This window comes from Microbispora sp. GKU 823, assembly GCF_002027145.1.
GTDB lineage: Bacteria > Actinomycetota > Actinomycetes > Streptosporangiales > Streptosporangiaceae > Microbispora > Microbispora siamensis.
Genome location: NZ_MWJN01000077.1, coordinates 1 through 14,128 on the forward strand (window position 1 = coordinate 1; position 14,128 = coordinate 14,128).

The window sequence follows — 14,128 nt, forward strand, 5'->3', positions numbered from 1 at the left end:
GAGTTGCGGGAGGGCGAGTATCACTTCGAGACGCTGGTGGCCGCCCAGCCCGCCGAGCTCGACCCGGTGCCCCTCGCCCCCGGCGACGTCGCCATCTGGCGGTTCACCACCGGCAGCACCGGCGCGCCCAAAGCCTGCCTGATCCCGGCGCGCGCCCCGCTGCTCAGCTTCGAGTGGTTCGCCCGAGGGGTGATGGACATGGGCCCCGACGATCTGGTGCTGCCGGTGCCGAAGCTCTTCTTCGGCTACGCGAACAACATGACCGCCCTGTTTCCGCTCAGGGCCGGCGCGGCCGGGATCGTGTTCCCCGAGCGCAGCACGGCGGATCGGATCTTCGAGCTGATCGCGCGGCACCGGCCCACGATCCTGGTCAACGTGCCGACGATGATGGCGGCCATGGTCGCCCACCCGGCGGCGGCCGAACAGGACCTCAGCTCGATCCGGGTGTGCATCTCCTCGGGCGAGGCCCTCCCGCTGGAGCTGCACCGCCGGTGGCTGGACACCTTCGGCGTCGAGTTGATCGACGGGATCGGCTCCTCGGAGATGTTCCACGGCTACGTCTGCAACCGTCCTGGCCGGGTGCGCATGGGCAGCCTCGGCGAGGCGGTGCCGGGCTACCGGGTCCGGGTGGTGGACCGCGACGGGAACGAGGTGCCGGACGGCGAGGTCGGCCGTCTGGAGATCACCGGGGAGACCGCGGCGCTCGGATACTGGCGCGAGCCGGACAAGAGCGCCGCCACGTTCGTCGCCGAGCACACCGTCAGGTCGAGCGACCTGTTCAGCCGGGACGCCGACGGCTACTTCCACTACAAGGGCCGCGCCGACGACATGCTCAGGATCGGCGGCAGGTGGGTGGCGCCGGCGGAGGTCGAGAACTGCCTGCTGGCGCACCCGCGGGTGGTCGAGTGCGCCGTCTCCGGCCACGAGGACGGCGGCCTCACCGTCCTGCGCGCCTTCGTGGTGATCGGCGGCGAGGCGACCGGCGGCGAGGTGACGGCCGAGGAGTTGCGGGAGTTCGTCAAGGAGCGGCTCGCGCCGTACAAGTGCCCGCGGGAGTTCCGCTTCGTGACCGCGCTGCCGCAGACCTCGAACGGCAAGCTCGACCGCACGACCCTGCGGAATCTGTCCTGACGGCGCGCCGCCCGGCCGGCGGCTTCCCGCCGCCGGCCGGGCGGTCGTGTGCCCGGATGGTGCCCCGGATGGCGTCCCGGCCCGCGCCGGGACGGACGCCGGTCAGCCGCGCGGCTCCGCCAGGGACGACGCCTGCGCCTCGTCGCCGGACACGCCCTGCTGCGCGCCCTGGTCGCGGCCGCCCCGCGCGAGTACGGCGAGGGCGAGGACGGCGAGCGCTACGAAGATCACGGCGCCGGCGGCGGCGACCGTGTCAGGCCCGCGTCGAAGGCCGATCGGGCGGCGGCGAGAAGCTCGGCGGCGGCCTGTCCGGGCAGCCGGCCGGCCTCGACCACGGCGGCGGCGATGCCCTCCCGCGCCGCGCCGGCGGAGCCCCCGGGCAGGCCGGGCAGGTCGTCGGGCAGCCGCAGCCGGTAGACGAAGGCGCCGAGGCTGCCCATGATGGCGACGCCGAGCGCGACGCCGAGCTCGCCGCTGGTCTCCATGATCCCCGCGGCGGACCCGGCCTTCTCCGGCGGGGCGGAGCCCATGATCAGGTTGCCGGACAGCGTCATCGGGAGGGCGAGCCCGCCGGAGGTGAGCACGAGCCCGCAGGCCAGCACGTACGGCTCGCCGGACGTGCCCACCTGGGTGATCACGAGGAGCCCCGCCGCGGAGAGCAGCAGGCCCGCGGCCATCACGTACACGATGGGGAAGCGGCGGGTGAGCATGGGTGCGACGATGGAGCCGGCGACCATCGCCAGGTTGAAGGGGAGCAGCCACAGCCCGGCGGTGAACGGCTGGAGCCCGGCCACCATCTGCAGGTGCATCGAGGACAGCAGGGTGATGCCCGCCATGACGATGCCGCTGATCAGCATGATCGACAGCGAGACGCCGAACCTGCGGTCGCGGAACAGGAGCAGGTCGAGGAGCGGTTCCGCGAGGCCGCGCTGCCGGCGCGCGAAGAGCACGCCGACCACCACGCCGGCCAGGACGGCGACGGCGGGGACCGCGCCCCAGCCGCTCCTGGCCAGCTCCTTGACTCCGTAGGTGAACAGCAGGATCGCGCCGAGCGAGAGCGCGACGCTGGTGAGGTCCAGCCGGCCCGTGCCCGGGCTGTGGTGCTCGGGCAGCAGCAGGGGGCCGGCGACGAGGACCACGACCATGACGGGGACGCCCAGCAGGAAGACCGAGCCCCACCAGAACGAGTGCAGCAGGAGTCCGCCGATGAGCGGCCCGATCGCCATGCCGCCCATGAAGCAGCCGAACCAGATGCCCATGGCCCGACCCATCTCGTGGGGGTCGCGGAACATGGTGCGCAGCAGGGCCAGGGCCGAGGGCAGCAGCGTGGCCGCCGAGACCCCGATCAGCGCCCGGGCCGCGATGAGCGTGCCGGGATTCTGGGCGAACGCCGCGAACAGCGAGGCCACCCCGAACACGGCGGCGCCGACGAGCAGCAGGCGCCTGCGGCCGACGCGGTCCCCGAGGCCGCCCATCGTCACGAGGAAGCCGGCGGTCATGAACGAGTAGATGTCCATGATCCACAATTGCTGGGAGGCGCTCGCCCCGAGATCGGCGGTCAGCTCCGGCAGCGCGAGATAGAGCACGCTGATGTCGAGTGACAGCAGCAGGGTGGCCAGGGCCAGGACGGCGAGCCCGATCCACTCTCTCCGTCCGGCCCGGCTGCCGGCGCTGCCTTCGGCGGTCGTGTCCATGGGAACGCCCTTCCGCTAGCGGTATTCCGGGAGTGTTTTTCCGCCGCAGCATAGTGCCGAATGCGCCGGGACGTTTCTCGCAGAATGCCGAAATGTGGAAGGGGAGGTTTCGCTCCTCCTTATCGACGGTAGTGTGTTGTCCCTTTCAGACCGACATTTCCTGATTTGTTTCTTCGGCTCGCGCAGGTGAAACGGGCAGGGGCGGCAGCTCGTCGAGTTCGATGCCGAACCAGGCGCGGTAGGCCTGGCGCAGTTCCTCCTCCCCGTCGAGCACCGTCCGCACCCGCCGCCCGTTCTCCCGCAGGGTGAGGGTGTCCCCGCTCAGCGTGACCCTGCCGCCGGGGGTGGGCAGGGTGCAGTAGAGGTGGGTCATGTGCGGGGAGTCGGGGGCGTTGTAGTGCCACCAGCACATGGGGTGGAAGTCCTCCGCCGCCCGGGGCCGCGTCTCAAACCGGTACTGCAGGACGTCGTCGCGGAACAGGTCGAGGTCGCCGTACGGCGCCTCGGCGAGCCGGAACACGCCCTGCGGGTCCTGCTGCGTCCCGCGGGAGCCGAACCGCAGCGGGTGCCGGGCCCCCCGGCCGTAGCCGACGTCCGCCAGCCACTGACCGGGGGAGTCCGCGGTCGTCACCAAGAGCAGCATGTGGCCGAACACCGGGCCGAGCACGCCGCCGTCGGACACCCGGCCGGCGAGCATGGTGACCTCGTACCCCAGGGCCCGCAGCAGCGCGGCGAAGGCGCCGTTGAGCTCGTAGCAGATGCCGCCCCGCCGCCTGTGCACGATCTTGTCGATCGCCCGCCGGCCGGTGGCGTGCGGGCGGCGCAGGTGGACGTCGACGGTCTCGAACGGCACCGTCATCACGTGCCGTTCGTGCAGCTCGCGCAGGGCGGCGGCGGTCGGCCGCGCGGGGCGCGCCGCGCCGATACGCTGCAGGTACGCCGCCACGGTCGCGTCGTCGAGCTCGGGCTCCGGGAAGTCGGTCATGCCATGGCCTCCTTCGGTCGGCTGCGGGTCAGTTGCGCGCGGGCAGGTCGGCGGGCACGGCGGGGGGCGCCGGGCGGCGGCGCGGCGAGGCGAAGCGCCGCATGAGAGGCTGTTCCACCAGCGTGAACAGCGCCCAGGACAGCGCGAGCACGACGCCGAACAGCAGGACGAGCACGCCTGCCGCGACCGGGGTGGACCAGCTCTTGCCGGGGCCGAGCCACAGGTGGCCGTAGGTCAGCACCATCTGCTGCCACAGGTAGAAGGCGAACGAGATCTCCCCGAGGCGGATCCAGAGCCGACCGGACAGCCCCGTACGCCGGCCCGCCACGTCGGCGGCGGCGCCCGCGGCGACGAGGAGGCCGAGCGGCACCACCATGACGGCCGTCAGCGTGTAGGTCGTCGGGAACAGCGGCGCGACGGCGTACGCCGCGACCGCGAGAACGGCCGCGCCGCCGAGGCCGAGCGGAAGCCGCCGGCCGGTCATGACGATGCGGGCCAGGATGATCCCGAACACGAAGTCCAGCATCCGCACGGGCGGGAACTGGTAGATGATCCAGAAGTCGTACGCCGGGATCTCGACCATGGGCAGCACCGGTTGGCGGGGCAGCAGGCTCGACGCGACCGGGACCAGGAAGATCGCCACGGCCACCCCGGCGGCCCACGCCCACAGCCGCTCCGGCCTTATCCGGCTCAGCGGCCGCATCAGCAGCGGGAAGGCGAGGTAGAACAGCAGCTCGCACGACAGCGACCAGGTGACGCCGTTGAGGCTGCCGCGGATCTCGAGCTGCGGGAACCACGACTGCACCAGGAGCAGGTTGTACAGCGCGTGCCAGTGGTCGACCGCGACCTTCGACACCAGGGTCAGCAGGACGAACGCGACGACCATGGTGACCAGGTGGTTGGGGTAGATCTTGACGAGCCTGCGCCGCCAGAAGCGCCGCGCCGGCTGCCCGGGCCGGTACGACCAGGCGAGCACGAAGCCGCTGAGCACGAAGAAGAATCCGACCCCGGCCCAGCCGCCCTGGGTGAAGACGGCGCTGAACGTCTTCTGGGCCCCGGGCTCCGCGAAGAGCTGCTGCACGGTGGCATGGAAGAGGAAGACCAGCGCCGCGGCGATGAAGCGCATCCCCGTGAGCGTGGGCAGCCGGGAGGGCGGGGGCGCGGGCGCGGCGGGAGGACTGTTCGCGGGCTGAGCTGAGGATGTCATCGACAGGCTCCTTTACGTCATCGCGTCATCCCTGTAAGAATTCATCGAAAGCGGTGATGCCGCGCCCGTAATCGGCGACGGGCCGGATACGCATGCGTCATCCGCCGGATCGATGCCCGTACCGTGCCACCTTCCGGCGGGCGCGGCTTCTTTTCTCTTGCTGATTTTCCTCCGGCCGCCATATATCCGACGGCAATACAGGAGATGCGTCGCGTTCCGGCCGCGGGTGACCATACGACAAGTGATCGACACCATTCGTCAAACGTGTCGATAAACAACCCGGAAAAGCCAAGGCCGGAGGCCAGCCAAATGACGAGTAACAACTCCGCGGAGACCGGGGCCGGCGGGATCACGATCGAGGTGCCGACGTCCGACGACTGGGACGGCATCTACCGGATGTTCTCCGCGGCCATCAACATCGACGGGGACCCCATGTCCTCGGCGGCGGAGCGTGAGCTGTTCGAACCCGACCGCTCGCTCGTCGCCCGCCGCGACGGTGAGATCGTCGGCACACTGGGCTGCACCACCCGGAACATCGCGGTGCCAGGCGGTGTCGTCCCCGCCGCCCACGGCTGCCGCGGCGCGGTCTCGCCCACGGCCCGGCGGCAGGGCGTGCTGACCCGGATGATGCGCAGGCACTTCGAGGACGCCCGGGCCCTGGGCGAGCCGATCGCCCTGTGCTGGGCGAGCGAGGGGCGCATCTACCACCGCTACGGCTACGGCCTGGCCATCCGCAGGCTCGGGCTGAACATCGAGACCCGCGAGGTCGCCATCCCCCGCGGCGCCGCCAGGGGCAGACTGGTCGAGGCTTCCCCCGCGGACGTCAGGGACGACCTGGTGAAGCTGTACGACCAGGTCCAGGCCCAGCGTCCCGGGTGGTCGGAGCGCTCCGCCAAGCACTGGGACTACCTGCTGGCCGAACTGCCCGCCTTCCGCGCCGGGGCCACCGCATTGCGGGCCATCGTGCACGAGGGCGACCACGGCTTCGACGGCTACGCGCTGTGGCGGGCGACCGGCGCGTGGACCGAGTCCGGGCCGTGCGGCGAGGTGCGCGTCGTGGAGGTCGTGGCGACGACGCCGCAGGCATACACCGACCTGTGGACCTTCCTGCTCACCGTCGACCTCACCCGGTCGGCGCAGGTGTGGTCGTGCTCGGTGGACGAGCCGCTGTTCTACTGGGTCGGCGAGCCCCGCCGGATGTCCGCCCGGATGAACGACGGCATGTTCATCCGGATCGTGGACCTGCCCGCCGCGCTCGCGGCCCGCCGTTACGCGGCACCCGTCGACGTCGTGATCGAGGTCGAGGACGCGTTCATGCCGGTCAACGCCGGCCGCTGGCGCCTGACCGGATCGCCCGACTCGGCGTCCTGCGTCGCCACCACCGACGAACCCGACCTCGTCTGCGACATCCGGGCACTGGGCGCGGCCTACCTCGGCGGCGCGTCGCTGACGTCCCTCGCGGGAGCGGAGCTGGTCCGGGAGACGCGGCCCGGCGCCCTGGCGGCCGCGGACGTCGCCTTCCGGTGGCCGCAGGCTCCCTCCGCGTTCGAAATCTTCTGACCTCGTCCCAGCGCCACGGCCTCCGCCGTACCGGATCGGGGCGGAGGCCTTTCTCACAGCGGGGAACCGGAACCTGGAGGAAGAATTGACCGAGGCGAGTATCGCAGTGCGCGGTGCCTACACCAGCGTTCCCTCGCGCATCGCGTGGTGGGCGCAGGTGCAGCCGCAGCGGCCGGCCATCGTGCACGCCGGCACCGTCGTCACCTATGCCGAGCTCTACGACCGCGCTCGTCGCCTCGCGGCGGTCCTGCGCACCCGGGGGGTCACGCCCGGCACGTTCGTGGCCCTGGCCCTGGAACGCTCGCCCGACCTTGTCGTGGCCGCCCTGGGCGTGCTGCTCGCCGGCGGGGCCTACGTCGGGACCGACGTGGACGAGCCGGAGCCCCGGCTGAACGCCATCCTCGCCGACTCCGGCGCGTCCCTGGTGCTGACGCGGGCGGCCAGGGCGGACCGCTTCGCCGGCGGCCCGGTGCCCGCGCTCCCGGTGGAGGAGGCCCTCGCGGAGGAGGCGGTCGCCGACGAGGTCGCCGAGGCGCTGCCCTCCGACGCGTTCTACGTCGTCTACACCTCCGGTTCCACGGGCAGGCCGAAGGGCGTGGTGGTCGCGCACGAGGGCGTCTCCAACCTGGTCGCCTGGTACCACCAGGCGTTCGAGGTGCGCCCCAGCGACCGGATGACGCAGCTCGCCCGGCCCTCCTTCGACGCCTGGGCGCTGGAGGTGTGGCCGTGCCTGAGCGGCGGCGCCACGCTCTGCCTCGTCGAGACCAGGCTGCCGGAGTCGCCCCTGGACTTCGTCCGCTGGCTGGCCGCCGAGCAGATCACCGTCTGCTTCCTCACCACCGCGCTCGCCGTCGAGATGCTGGACCAGCCGTGGGCGAGCCACGGCGCCGCACTGCGGGTGATGCTCACGGGCGGCGAGAAGCTGCACCGTCACCCCCCGAGGGGGCTGCCGTTCCGGCTCTACAACCTCTACGGGCCGACCGAGACGACCGTCGTGGCCACCTGGACCGAGGTGCCGCCCCGCGCGTCCGGCGACGACCAGGCCCCGCCGATCGGCCGTCCGCTGCCGGGGCTGCACGCGTACGTCCTGGACGCCGAGCGCCGTCCCGTGCCGCCGGGCACGGTCGGCGAACTGTATGTCGGCGGGGTCGGCGTGGCGCGGGGCTACCTGAACCGCCCCGAGCTCACGGCCGAGCGCTTCCTGCCCGACCCGTTCGTCCCCGAGGCCGACGCGCGCATGTACGCCACCGGCGACCTGGTGCGCGAGCTGCCCGACGGCGCGCTCGACTTCGTCGGCCGCGCCGACGACCAGGTGAAGCTGCGCGGCTTCCGCATCGAGCTGGGCGAGGTCGAGACGGCGCTGAACCGGCTCGCGGGGGTGCGCGAGGCCGTCGTCGTCCTGCACGAGCGGGGCGACCGGCTCGTCGGGTACGTCGTGCCCGAGGATCCGGGCAACCCGCCGGAAGCCGGGGAGCTGCGCCGCGAGCTGGGCCTGCAGGTGCCGGACTACATGGTGCCGCACACCGTGACGCTGCTGGAGGCGCTGCCGCTGACGCCGCACGGCAAGGCGGACCGCAAGGCGCTGGCCGGGCGCCCGCTGCCGGTCGGCCGGGGCACCGACGGCGACCAGCAGTTCCGGACCGACACCGAGCGGGTGCTCGCCGAGCTGTGGTGCGAGGTGCTGGAGGTCAGCTCGGTGGGCCGCGAGGACAGCTTCTTCGAGCTGGGCGGCGACTCGCTGCACGCCATGCGCCTGGCCAACCGGGCCAGGGAACGCGGGATCCGCCTGGGCGCCGACGACCTGTTCGAGTTCGATGTGCTGCACGAGCTGGCCGCGTCGATGAACGCGGCGGCGGACGGGTGAGGGGGCGGCGGCGATGAAAGTGGTGCTGCTGGAGCTGTCGGCCTACCCCAACACCCTGCCGCTGGCCTCGGGCTACCTGCAGGCGTACGCGCAGCAGGACGAGCGCGTGGCGGAGAACTGGGACTTCACGATCCACGCGGTCGCGGCGAACACCCCGACGCGGGAGATCGTGGCCGCGCTCGCCGGCATGGAAGCCGACGCGTACGGGCTGAGCTGCTACCTGTGGAACATGCGCCGGATGAAGGAGGTGCTCGACGAGCTGGTCCGCCTCCGCCCCGGCGCCCACTTCATCCTCGGCGGGCCGCAGGTGATGAACCATGCCACCGAGTACGTGCCCCGCGAGTGGGAGCACGTGCTGGTGTGCAACAGCGAGGGCGAGCAGCCGTTCACCGCGTTCCTGCGGGAGCTGAGCGACCACGGCGGCGACGGGCCGGACTTCCGCCGCGTCCCCGGCGTGAGCTTCTGGTCCGCGGGCGAGCTGGTGACGACGGACAAGCCGCCCCGCATCAAGGACCTGGACGAGATCCCCTCGCCGTTCGCCGCCGGGATCTTCGACGGCGGCGAGTACACCTTCGCCGTCGTCGAGACCAACCGGGGCTGCCCCTTCCGCTGCTCGTACTGCTACTGGGGTGCGGCGACCAACGACAAGGTGCACCGCTGGGAGCTGGACCGGGTCAAGGCGGACCTGACCTGGATCAGCGAGCACGGCATCGAGAGCATCTTCCTCGCCGACGCCAACTGGGGCGCGCTGCCCCGGGACGTGGAGCTGACCCGGCACATCGTCGAGTGCAAGGAGCGCAACGGCTACCCGCTGATGGTCGCCATCCAGGCGGCGAAGAACCGGCCGGACCGGGTCACCGAGATCACCGAGATCCTGGTCGAGGGCGGCATGCTGACCAGCCAGCCGGTGTCGCTGCAGACGACCAGCCCTCAGGCGCTCGAGATGGTCCAGCGGTCCAACATCAAGGAGTCCACCTATGTGGAGCTCCAGCTCAAGCTGAAGGACAAGCAGATCAGCTCCTACACCGAGCTCATCTGGCCGCTGCCCGGCGAGACGCTGCAGTCGTTCCGGGAGGGCATCGGCAAGCTGTGCGCCACCGGCGCCGACGCGATCGTCGCCTACCCGCAGCTGCTCCTGCGCAACACCCCGATGTACGAGCGGCGCGAGGAGCTGGGCGTGGTCACCGTCCGGGTGGACGACCCGGTGGCCGAGGCGGACGTCGTGGTGGGCACCAACTGGGTCACCCGGGAGGAGTTCCAGGAGGGCGTCTGGTTCTACTACGCGGTGATCAGCCTCTACAACGCGCGCTCCGCCTTCTACGTCGCGCGTGAGCTGCACCGGTCCGGGGCCTGCTCCTACACCGAGTTCCTGACCAGGGCCGCGGATTACTACAAGCGTCGCACCGACACCGAGATCTGCCGCTTCTTCGCGGATTCGGTCGCCACCCTCGGCAACTACGACATCAACAACATCGGCAAGGTGCTGCACTACGTGTTGCACTCGCATCGGGGCGAGATGGACCGGCTGCTGGAGGGGTTCCTCGACGAGCAGGGCTGGCTGGCCGACCCCCGGGTGCGGCTGGCCTTCGAGCTCGACCTGCTGGCCCGCCCGTACGTCTACCGCGAGGCGGTGGCCGAGCCCGTCGTGGAGCTGCGGCACCTGCGCCTGCTGTCGCGCGAGCGCTTCCGCCTCACGGCGGAGCTGCCCGCGGAGGCGGCCGAGCTGCTCGCGTCGTACGAGAACGTCGCCGGCCTGGACGGCGCGGGGGCCGGCATCGGGCCGGTACGCATGCGGATCGACCACCTGGGCCGGCGCAAGATGCCCTATCCCAAGCAGCGCAGCATCGACCACAACGCCGCCTACTGCCAGGCGATGATGAACCGGCTGAAGGACATCCTTCCGTCGTGGACGCCGGTGGTGCCCGACGCGGTCGCCGGAGTCCCCTGATGCGGCGCGAGGTGTTCACCGCCGAGCACGACGCCTTCCGCGACCTCGTCCGGACGTTCGTGAGCAAGGAGATCCTCCCCTCGTACGCCCGATGGGAGGAGCAGGGAAGCGTCGACCGGTCGGTGTGGCGCAGGGCCGGGGAGCACGGCCTGCTCGGCATGGACGTCGACGCCGAGTACGGCGGCGGCGGCGACCCGGACTACCGCCACCACGTCATCGTGGCGGAGGAGCTGGCCCGCGCCGGGGTGTACGCCCCGGCGCTGTCGCTGCACAACGAGATCGGGGGCCTCTACCTGCGCACCCTCGCCACCGAGGAGCAGCGGCGGCGCTGGCTGCCCGGGTTCTGCTCGGGGGAGCTGGTGACGGCCATCGCGATCACCGAGCCCGACGCGGGCAGCGACGTGCAGCGCATGCGCACCAGGGCGGAGCGCCGCGGCGACCGGTATGTGCTCAACGGCCAGAAGACCTTCATCTCCAACGGGGCGACCGCCGATCTCGTCCTGGTGGTGGCCAGGACCCCGGGCGGGCGGGGCGCGCCGGGCGCCAGCGTGCTCGTCGTGGAGCCCGGCATGGCCGGTTTCTCCCGCGGCCGCAAGCTTGACAAGATCGGCATGCGGGCGATGGACACGGTCGAGCTGTTCTTCGACGACGTGGAGGTCCCCGCCGAGAACCTGCTCGGCCGTGAGGGCAGGGCGTTCGCGTACATGATGCGCACGCTCCGCCAGGAGCGAATGATGATCGCGGTGGGGGCGCTGGCCGCCGCGGAGCGGATCTTCGAGGAGACGCTGGACTACTGCCGCCGGCGCGAGGTGTTCGGCCGGCCCGTCGGGCGTCACCAGTACAACCGCTTCGTGCTGGCGGAGCTGGCCACCGCGCTGGCCGTCGCCCGCGCCTTCACCGATCGGTGCGTTGCCGGGCATGCCGCCGGCGAACTGGGCGCCGAGGAGGCGGCGATGGCCAAGTGGTGGAACACCGAGCTGTGCCAGAAGGTGGTGGACCGCTGCCTCCAGATGCACGGGGGCTACGGGGTGATCAGGGAGTTCCCGGTGGCCAGGGCGTTCGTCGACACCCGGGTGCAGACCATCTACGGCGGCACCACCGAGGTCATGAAGGAGATGATCGGCCACTCGCTGATCTGAGCAGCCGAAGGCGGCGATGGTGAACCGTTCCTCGTGGTATCTGGCATTCGAACCCCGGCCGCGGGCGCGGGCGCGCCTGTACTGCCTGCCCTGCGCGGGCGGCGGCGCGTCCATGTTCCGCCTGTGGCCCAGGCACCTGCCGCCCTGGGTGGAGGTGCGGGCGGTGACCCTGCCCGGCCGCCAGGCCCGTCGCCGCAGCCGGCGTTCACCGACTGCGACGAGGCCGCCCGGTGGCTGGCGGAATCGCTGGCCGAGACCCTGGCCGAGGAGGCCGCGCAGACGCCGGGCGGGCCGCTGCCGTACGCCCTGTTCGGGCACAGCATGGGCGGGATGCTCGGCTACCGCCTGACCCGGCTGCTTCTGGCGGAGGGCGGGGCGCCGCCGCCCGCCCTGCTCGCCGTCGCCTCCTGGCCGGTCCGCGGCGCGACGGCGGCGGGTCTGCCCGACCCGGACGACTCCGACGACGGCTTCCTCGCCGCGCTCGGGGCTCTCGGCGGGCTGCCGCCCGAGGTGGCGGACGACCCGGCGATGCTGGCGCTGACCCTCCCCGTCGCCCGGGCCGACTTCACCCTGTGCCGGTCGTACGCGTACCGGGACGAGCCGCCCCTGCCGGTGCCCGTCGCCGTCTTCGGCGGCACGGAGGACCTGGTGGCGCCGCCCGTGAGCCTGGAGGAGTGGCGCGACCACACCGAGGACTTCCTCGGCACCCGGCTGTACGAGGGCGGCCACTTCTTCCTGCGCGAGCATCTGGCGCCGCTGGCCGCGTCCCTGACGGCCGCCCTGACCGGAGTCCTCGGCCGCGGCGTCCCCGCGGGCTCCGCACGGTGGGAGATGCCGTGGACGGCGTCGCGGTCGCAGGCTTGTGTGGCCGATTGACCGTATTGACCGTGACGACCGAGCGGTGCCCGTACGGCCACCGCTCCTGGAGGTGCGACCGTGACCGATGCGATGGAAGGCCTGGCGGGCCTGACGGCCGCCGACCTCTTCGGCGGGGCCCGCGCCGGCCGCCTGCCGGCGACCGTCATCACCCCCGAGGACCCGCGTTATGAGAGCATGCTGCGGGGCATGAACCACCGCTTCGTCGCACGGCCCGACTACGTACGGGTGACGAGCACGACCGAGCAGGTCGTGGCGGCGGTGGGCGAGGCCGTCGCGGCGGGCAAGCGCGTCACGGTACGCAGCGGCGGGCACTGCTTCGAGGACTTCACCGCCTCGCCGGACGTCGAGGTCCTGCTGGACATGTCCGAGATGACCGACGTCTACTTCGACGAGGAGCGGCGCGCGTTCGCGATCGAGCCGGGCGCCACGCTGGGTCACGTCTACCGGGCGCTCTTCAAGGGCTGGGGGGTCACCATCCCGGCCGGGGAGTGCACCGAGGTCGGCGTCGGCGGTCACCTCGCCGGCGGCGGGTACGGACCGCTGTCGCGCAGGTACGGCTCCATCGTCGACTACCTCCACGCCGTCGAGGTCGTGGTCGTCGATGAGGACGGCACCGCGCGGGCCGTGGTCGCGACCGGCGATCCCGGCGACCCGAACCGGGACCTGTGGTGGGCGCACACCGGCGGCGGGGGCGGCAACTTCGGCGTGGTCACCCGCTACTGGCTGCGCACGCCGGGCGTCACGTCGGACGACCCCGCGCTGCTGCTGCCCCGGGCGCCCGGCCGCTGGCGGGTCGGCTTCATGATGTGGACCTGGGACGGGATGACCGAGGAGGCGTTCGCGAAGATCCTGCGCAACTTCGGCACCTGGTACGAGCGCAACAGCGCCCCCGGCTCCGCGGAGGCGAACCTGTTCGGGTTCTTCGAGGGACTGGGCCGCACCGGGCACGTGATGGTGGGCGCGTCGGTGGACGACGACGTGCCGGGCGCCGAGGAACTGGTGACCGGCTACCTCGACGCCATCGCCGAGGGGGTGGGCCTGGAGCCTGCGCACCGCGGCCAGCAGGTGCAGCCGTGGCTGTACTCCGCCTCCTATCCGGGCCACGGCGACCCCGGCAACGAGCACACCCGGCGTCTCAAGATCAAGGCCGGCTATCTGCGCAAGGGGTACACCGACCGGCAGATCTCGGTCATCTACCGCTACCTCAGCACCCAGGACTACGTGCCCGCCGTCATCGTGGTCGGGTACGGCGGCCAGGTGAACACCGTCGCGCCGCACGAGACGGCCGTCGCCCAGCGCGACTCCATCCTCAAGGCCGTCTACCTGTCGGTGTGGGGCAACGAGGCCGAGGACGAGGCGCAGATCGCCCGCCTCCGCGAGTTCTACCGCGAGGTCTACGCCGACACCGGCGGCGTGCCGGTGCCCGGAGAGGTCAGCGACGGCTCCTACATCAACTACCCGGACGCCGACCTGGCCGACCCCGAGTGGAACACCTCCGGCGTGCCCTGGCACACCCTGTACTACAAGGACAACTATCCCCGGCTGCAGGCCGTCAAGAAGCGCTACGACCCGCTGAACGTCTTCCGCCACGCCCTGTCGGTGCGACCGGCCGACTGAGCCGTACGGAACCGGCCCCGAAGACCCGCCCCGGCGGGAAAGCGCGACCGGCGTTTTTCCCCTTCCGCGCCTGATTCCCGCTTTCCGCGTGGGCGTTTTTCGGC

The 14,128-nt window shown here is 71.9% G+C and carries 11 protein-coding genes and 1 pseudogene; 8 read left to right on the forward strand and 4 right to left on the reverse strand.

Features of this window, described 5'->3' with window-relative positions; translation table 11 throughout:
• The coding region (locus B1L11_RS31265; protein WP_143737675.1) for an AMP-binding protein at positions 1-1,131 on the forward strand (1,131 nt) is incomplete at its 5' end.
• A gap of 102 nt (positions 1,132-1,233) precedes the next feature.
• Here B1L11_RS31265 and B1L11_RS52415 read toward each other — a convergent pair.
• From B1L11_RS52415 to B1L11_RS31280, 4 genes are all read right to left on the reverse strand, one after another.
• Positions 1,234-1,362: a hypothetical protein gene (locus tag B1L11_RS52415; RefSeq protein ID WP_256863047.1), complete on the reverse strand. Its 129-nt coding sequence runs from the start codon at positions 1,360-1,362 to the stop codon at positions 1,234-1,236.
• Positions 1,359-2,825: an MFS transporter gene (locus B1L11_RS31270; RefSeq protein ID WP_143737676.1), complete on the reverse strand. Its 1,467-nt coding sequence runs from the start codon at positions 2,823-2,825 to the stop codon at positions 1,359-1,361. The genes B1L11_RS52415 and B1L11_RS31270 overlap by 4 nt, the downstream gene beginning before the upstream one ends.
• A 145-nt stretch (positions 2,826-2,970) precedes the next feature.
• Positions 2,971-3,810, reverse strand: coding sequence for an arylamine N-acetyltransferase (locus B1L11_RS31275; protein ID WP_079318991.1), 840 nt, complete (start codon positions 3,808-3,810; stop codon positions 2,971-2,973).
• Positions 3,811-3,838: 28 nt separating this feature from the next.
• Complete coding sequence (locus B1L11_RS31280; RefSeq protein WP_079318992.1) at positions 3,839-5,017, reverse strand: acyltransferase; 1,179 nt, start codon at positions 5,015-5,017, stop codon at positions 3,839-3,841.
• 309 nt (positions 5,018-5,326) lie between these two features.
• Between B1L11_RS31280 and B1L11_RS31285 the strand changes: the two genes are divergently transcribed.
• The 7 genes and pseudogenes from B1L11_RS31285 to B1L11_RS31310 all read left to right on the forward strand — a co-directional run bounded on the left by B1L11_RS31285 (position 5,327) and on the right by B1L11_RS31310 (position 14,024).
• On the forward strand, positions 5,327-6,577 hold the full coding sequence (locus tag B1L11_RS31285) for a GNAT family N-acetyltransferase (RefSeq protein WP_143737677.1): 1,251 nt from the start codon (positions 5,327-5,329) through the stop codon (positions 6,575-6,577).
• A gap of 85 nt (positions 6,578-6,662) precedes the next feature.
• Positions 6,663-8,441, forward strand: coding sequence for a non-ribosomal peptide synthetase (locus tag B1L11_RS31290; RefSeq protein WP_079318994.1), 1,779 nt, complete (start codon positions 6,663-6,665; stop codon positions 8,439-8,441).
• Positions 8,442-8,454: 13 nt separating this feature from the next.
• The gene (locus B1L11_RS31295) at positions 8,455-10,389 is read left to right on the forward strand and encodes a B12-binding domain-containing radical SAM protein (protein WP_079318995.1); all 1,935 of its coding nucleotides are present in this window, start codon (positions 8,455-8,457) and stop codon (positions 10,387-10,389) included.
• Positions 10,389-11,528: an acyl-CoA dehydrogenase family protein gene (locus B1L11_RS31300; RefSeq protein ID WP_079318996.1), complete on the forward strand. Its 1,140-nt coding sequence runs from the start codon at positions 10,389-10,391 to the stop codon at positions 11,526-11,528. The genes B1L11_RS31295 and B1L11_RS31300 overlap by 1 nt, the downstream gene beginning before the upstream one ends.
• Before the next feature lie 16 nt (positions 11,529-11,544).
• Positions 11,545-11,667: pseudogene (locus B1L11_RS55335) on the forward strand (thioesterase); the annotation flags it as partial.
• A complete protein-coding gene (locus B1L11_RS31305) occupies positions 11,619-12,404 on the forward strand; it encodes a thioesterase II family protein (protein WP_372974750.1) in 786 nt (261 codons plus the stop codon). The pseudogene B1L11_RS55335 and the gene B1L11_RS31305, both read left to right, overlap by 49 nt.
• Before the next feature lie 60 nt (positions 12,405-12,464).
• The gene (locus tag B1L11_RS31310) at positions 12,465-14,024 is read left to right on the forward strand and encodes an FAD-dependent oxidoreductase (RefSeq protein WP_256863049.1); all 1,560 of its coding nucleotides are present in this window, start codon (positions 12,465-12,467) and stop codon (positions 14,022-14,024) included.
• The last annotated feature ends 104 nt before the right edge of the window (positions 14,025-14,128 follow it).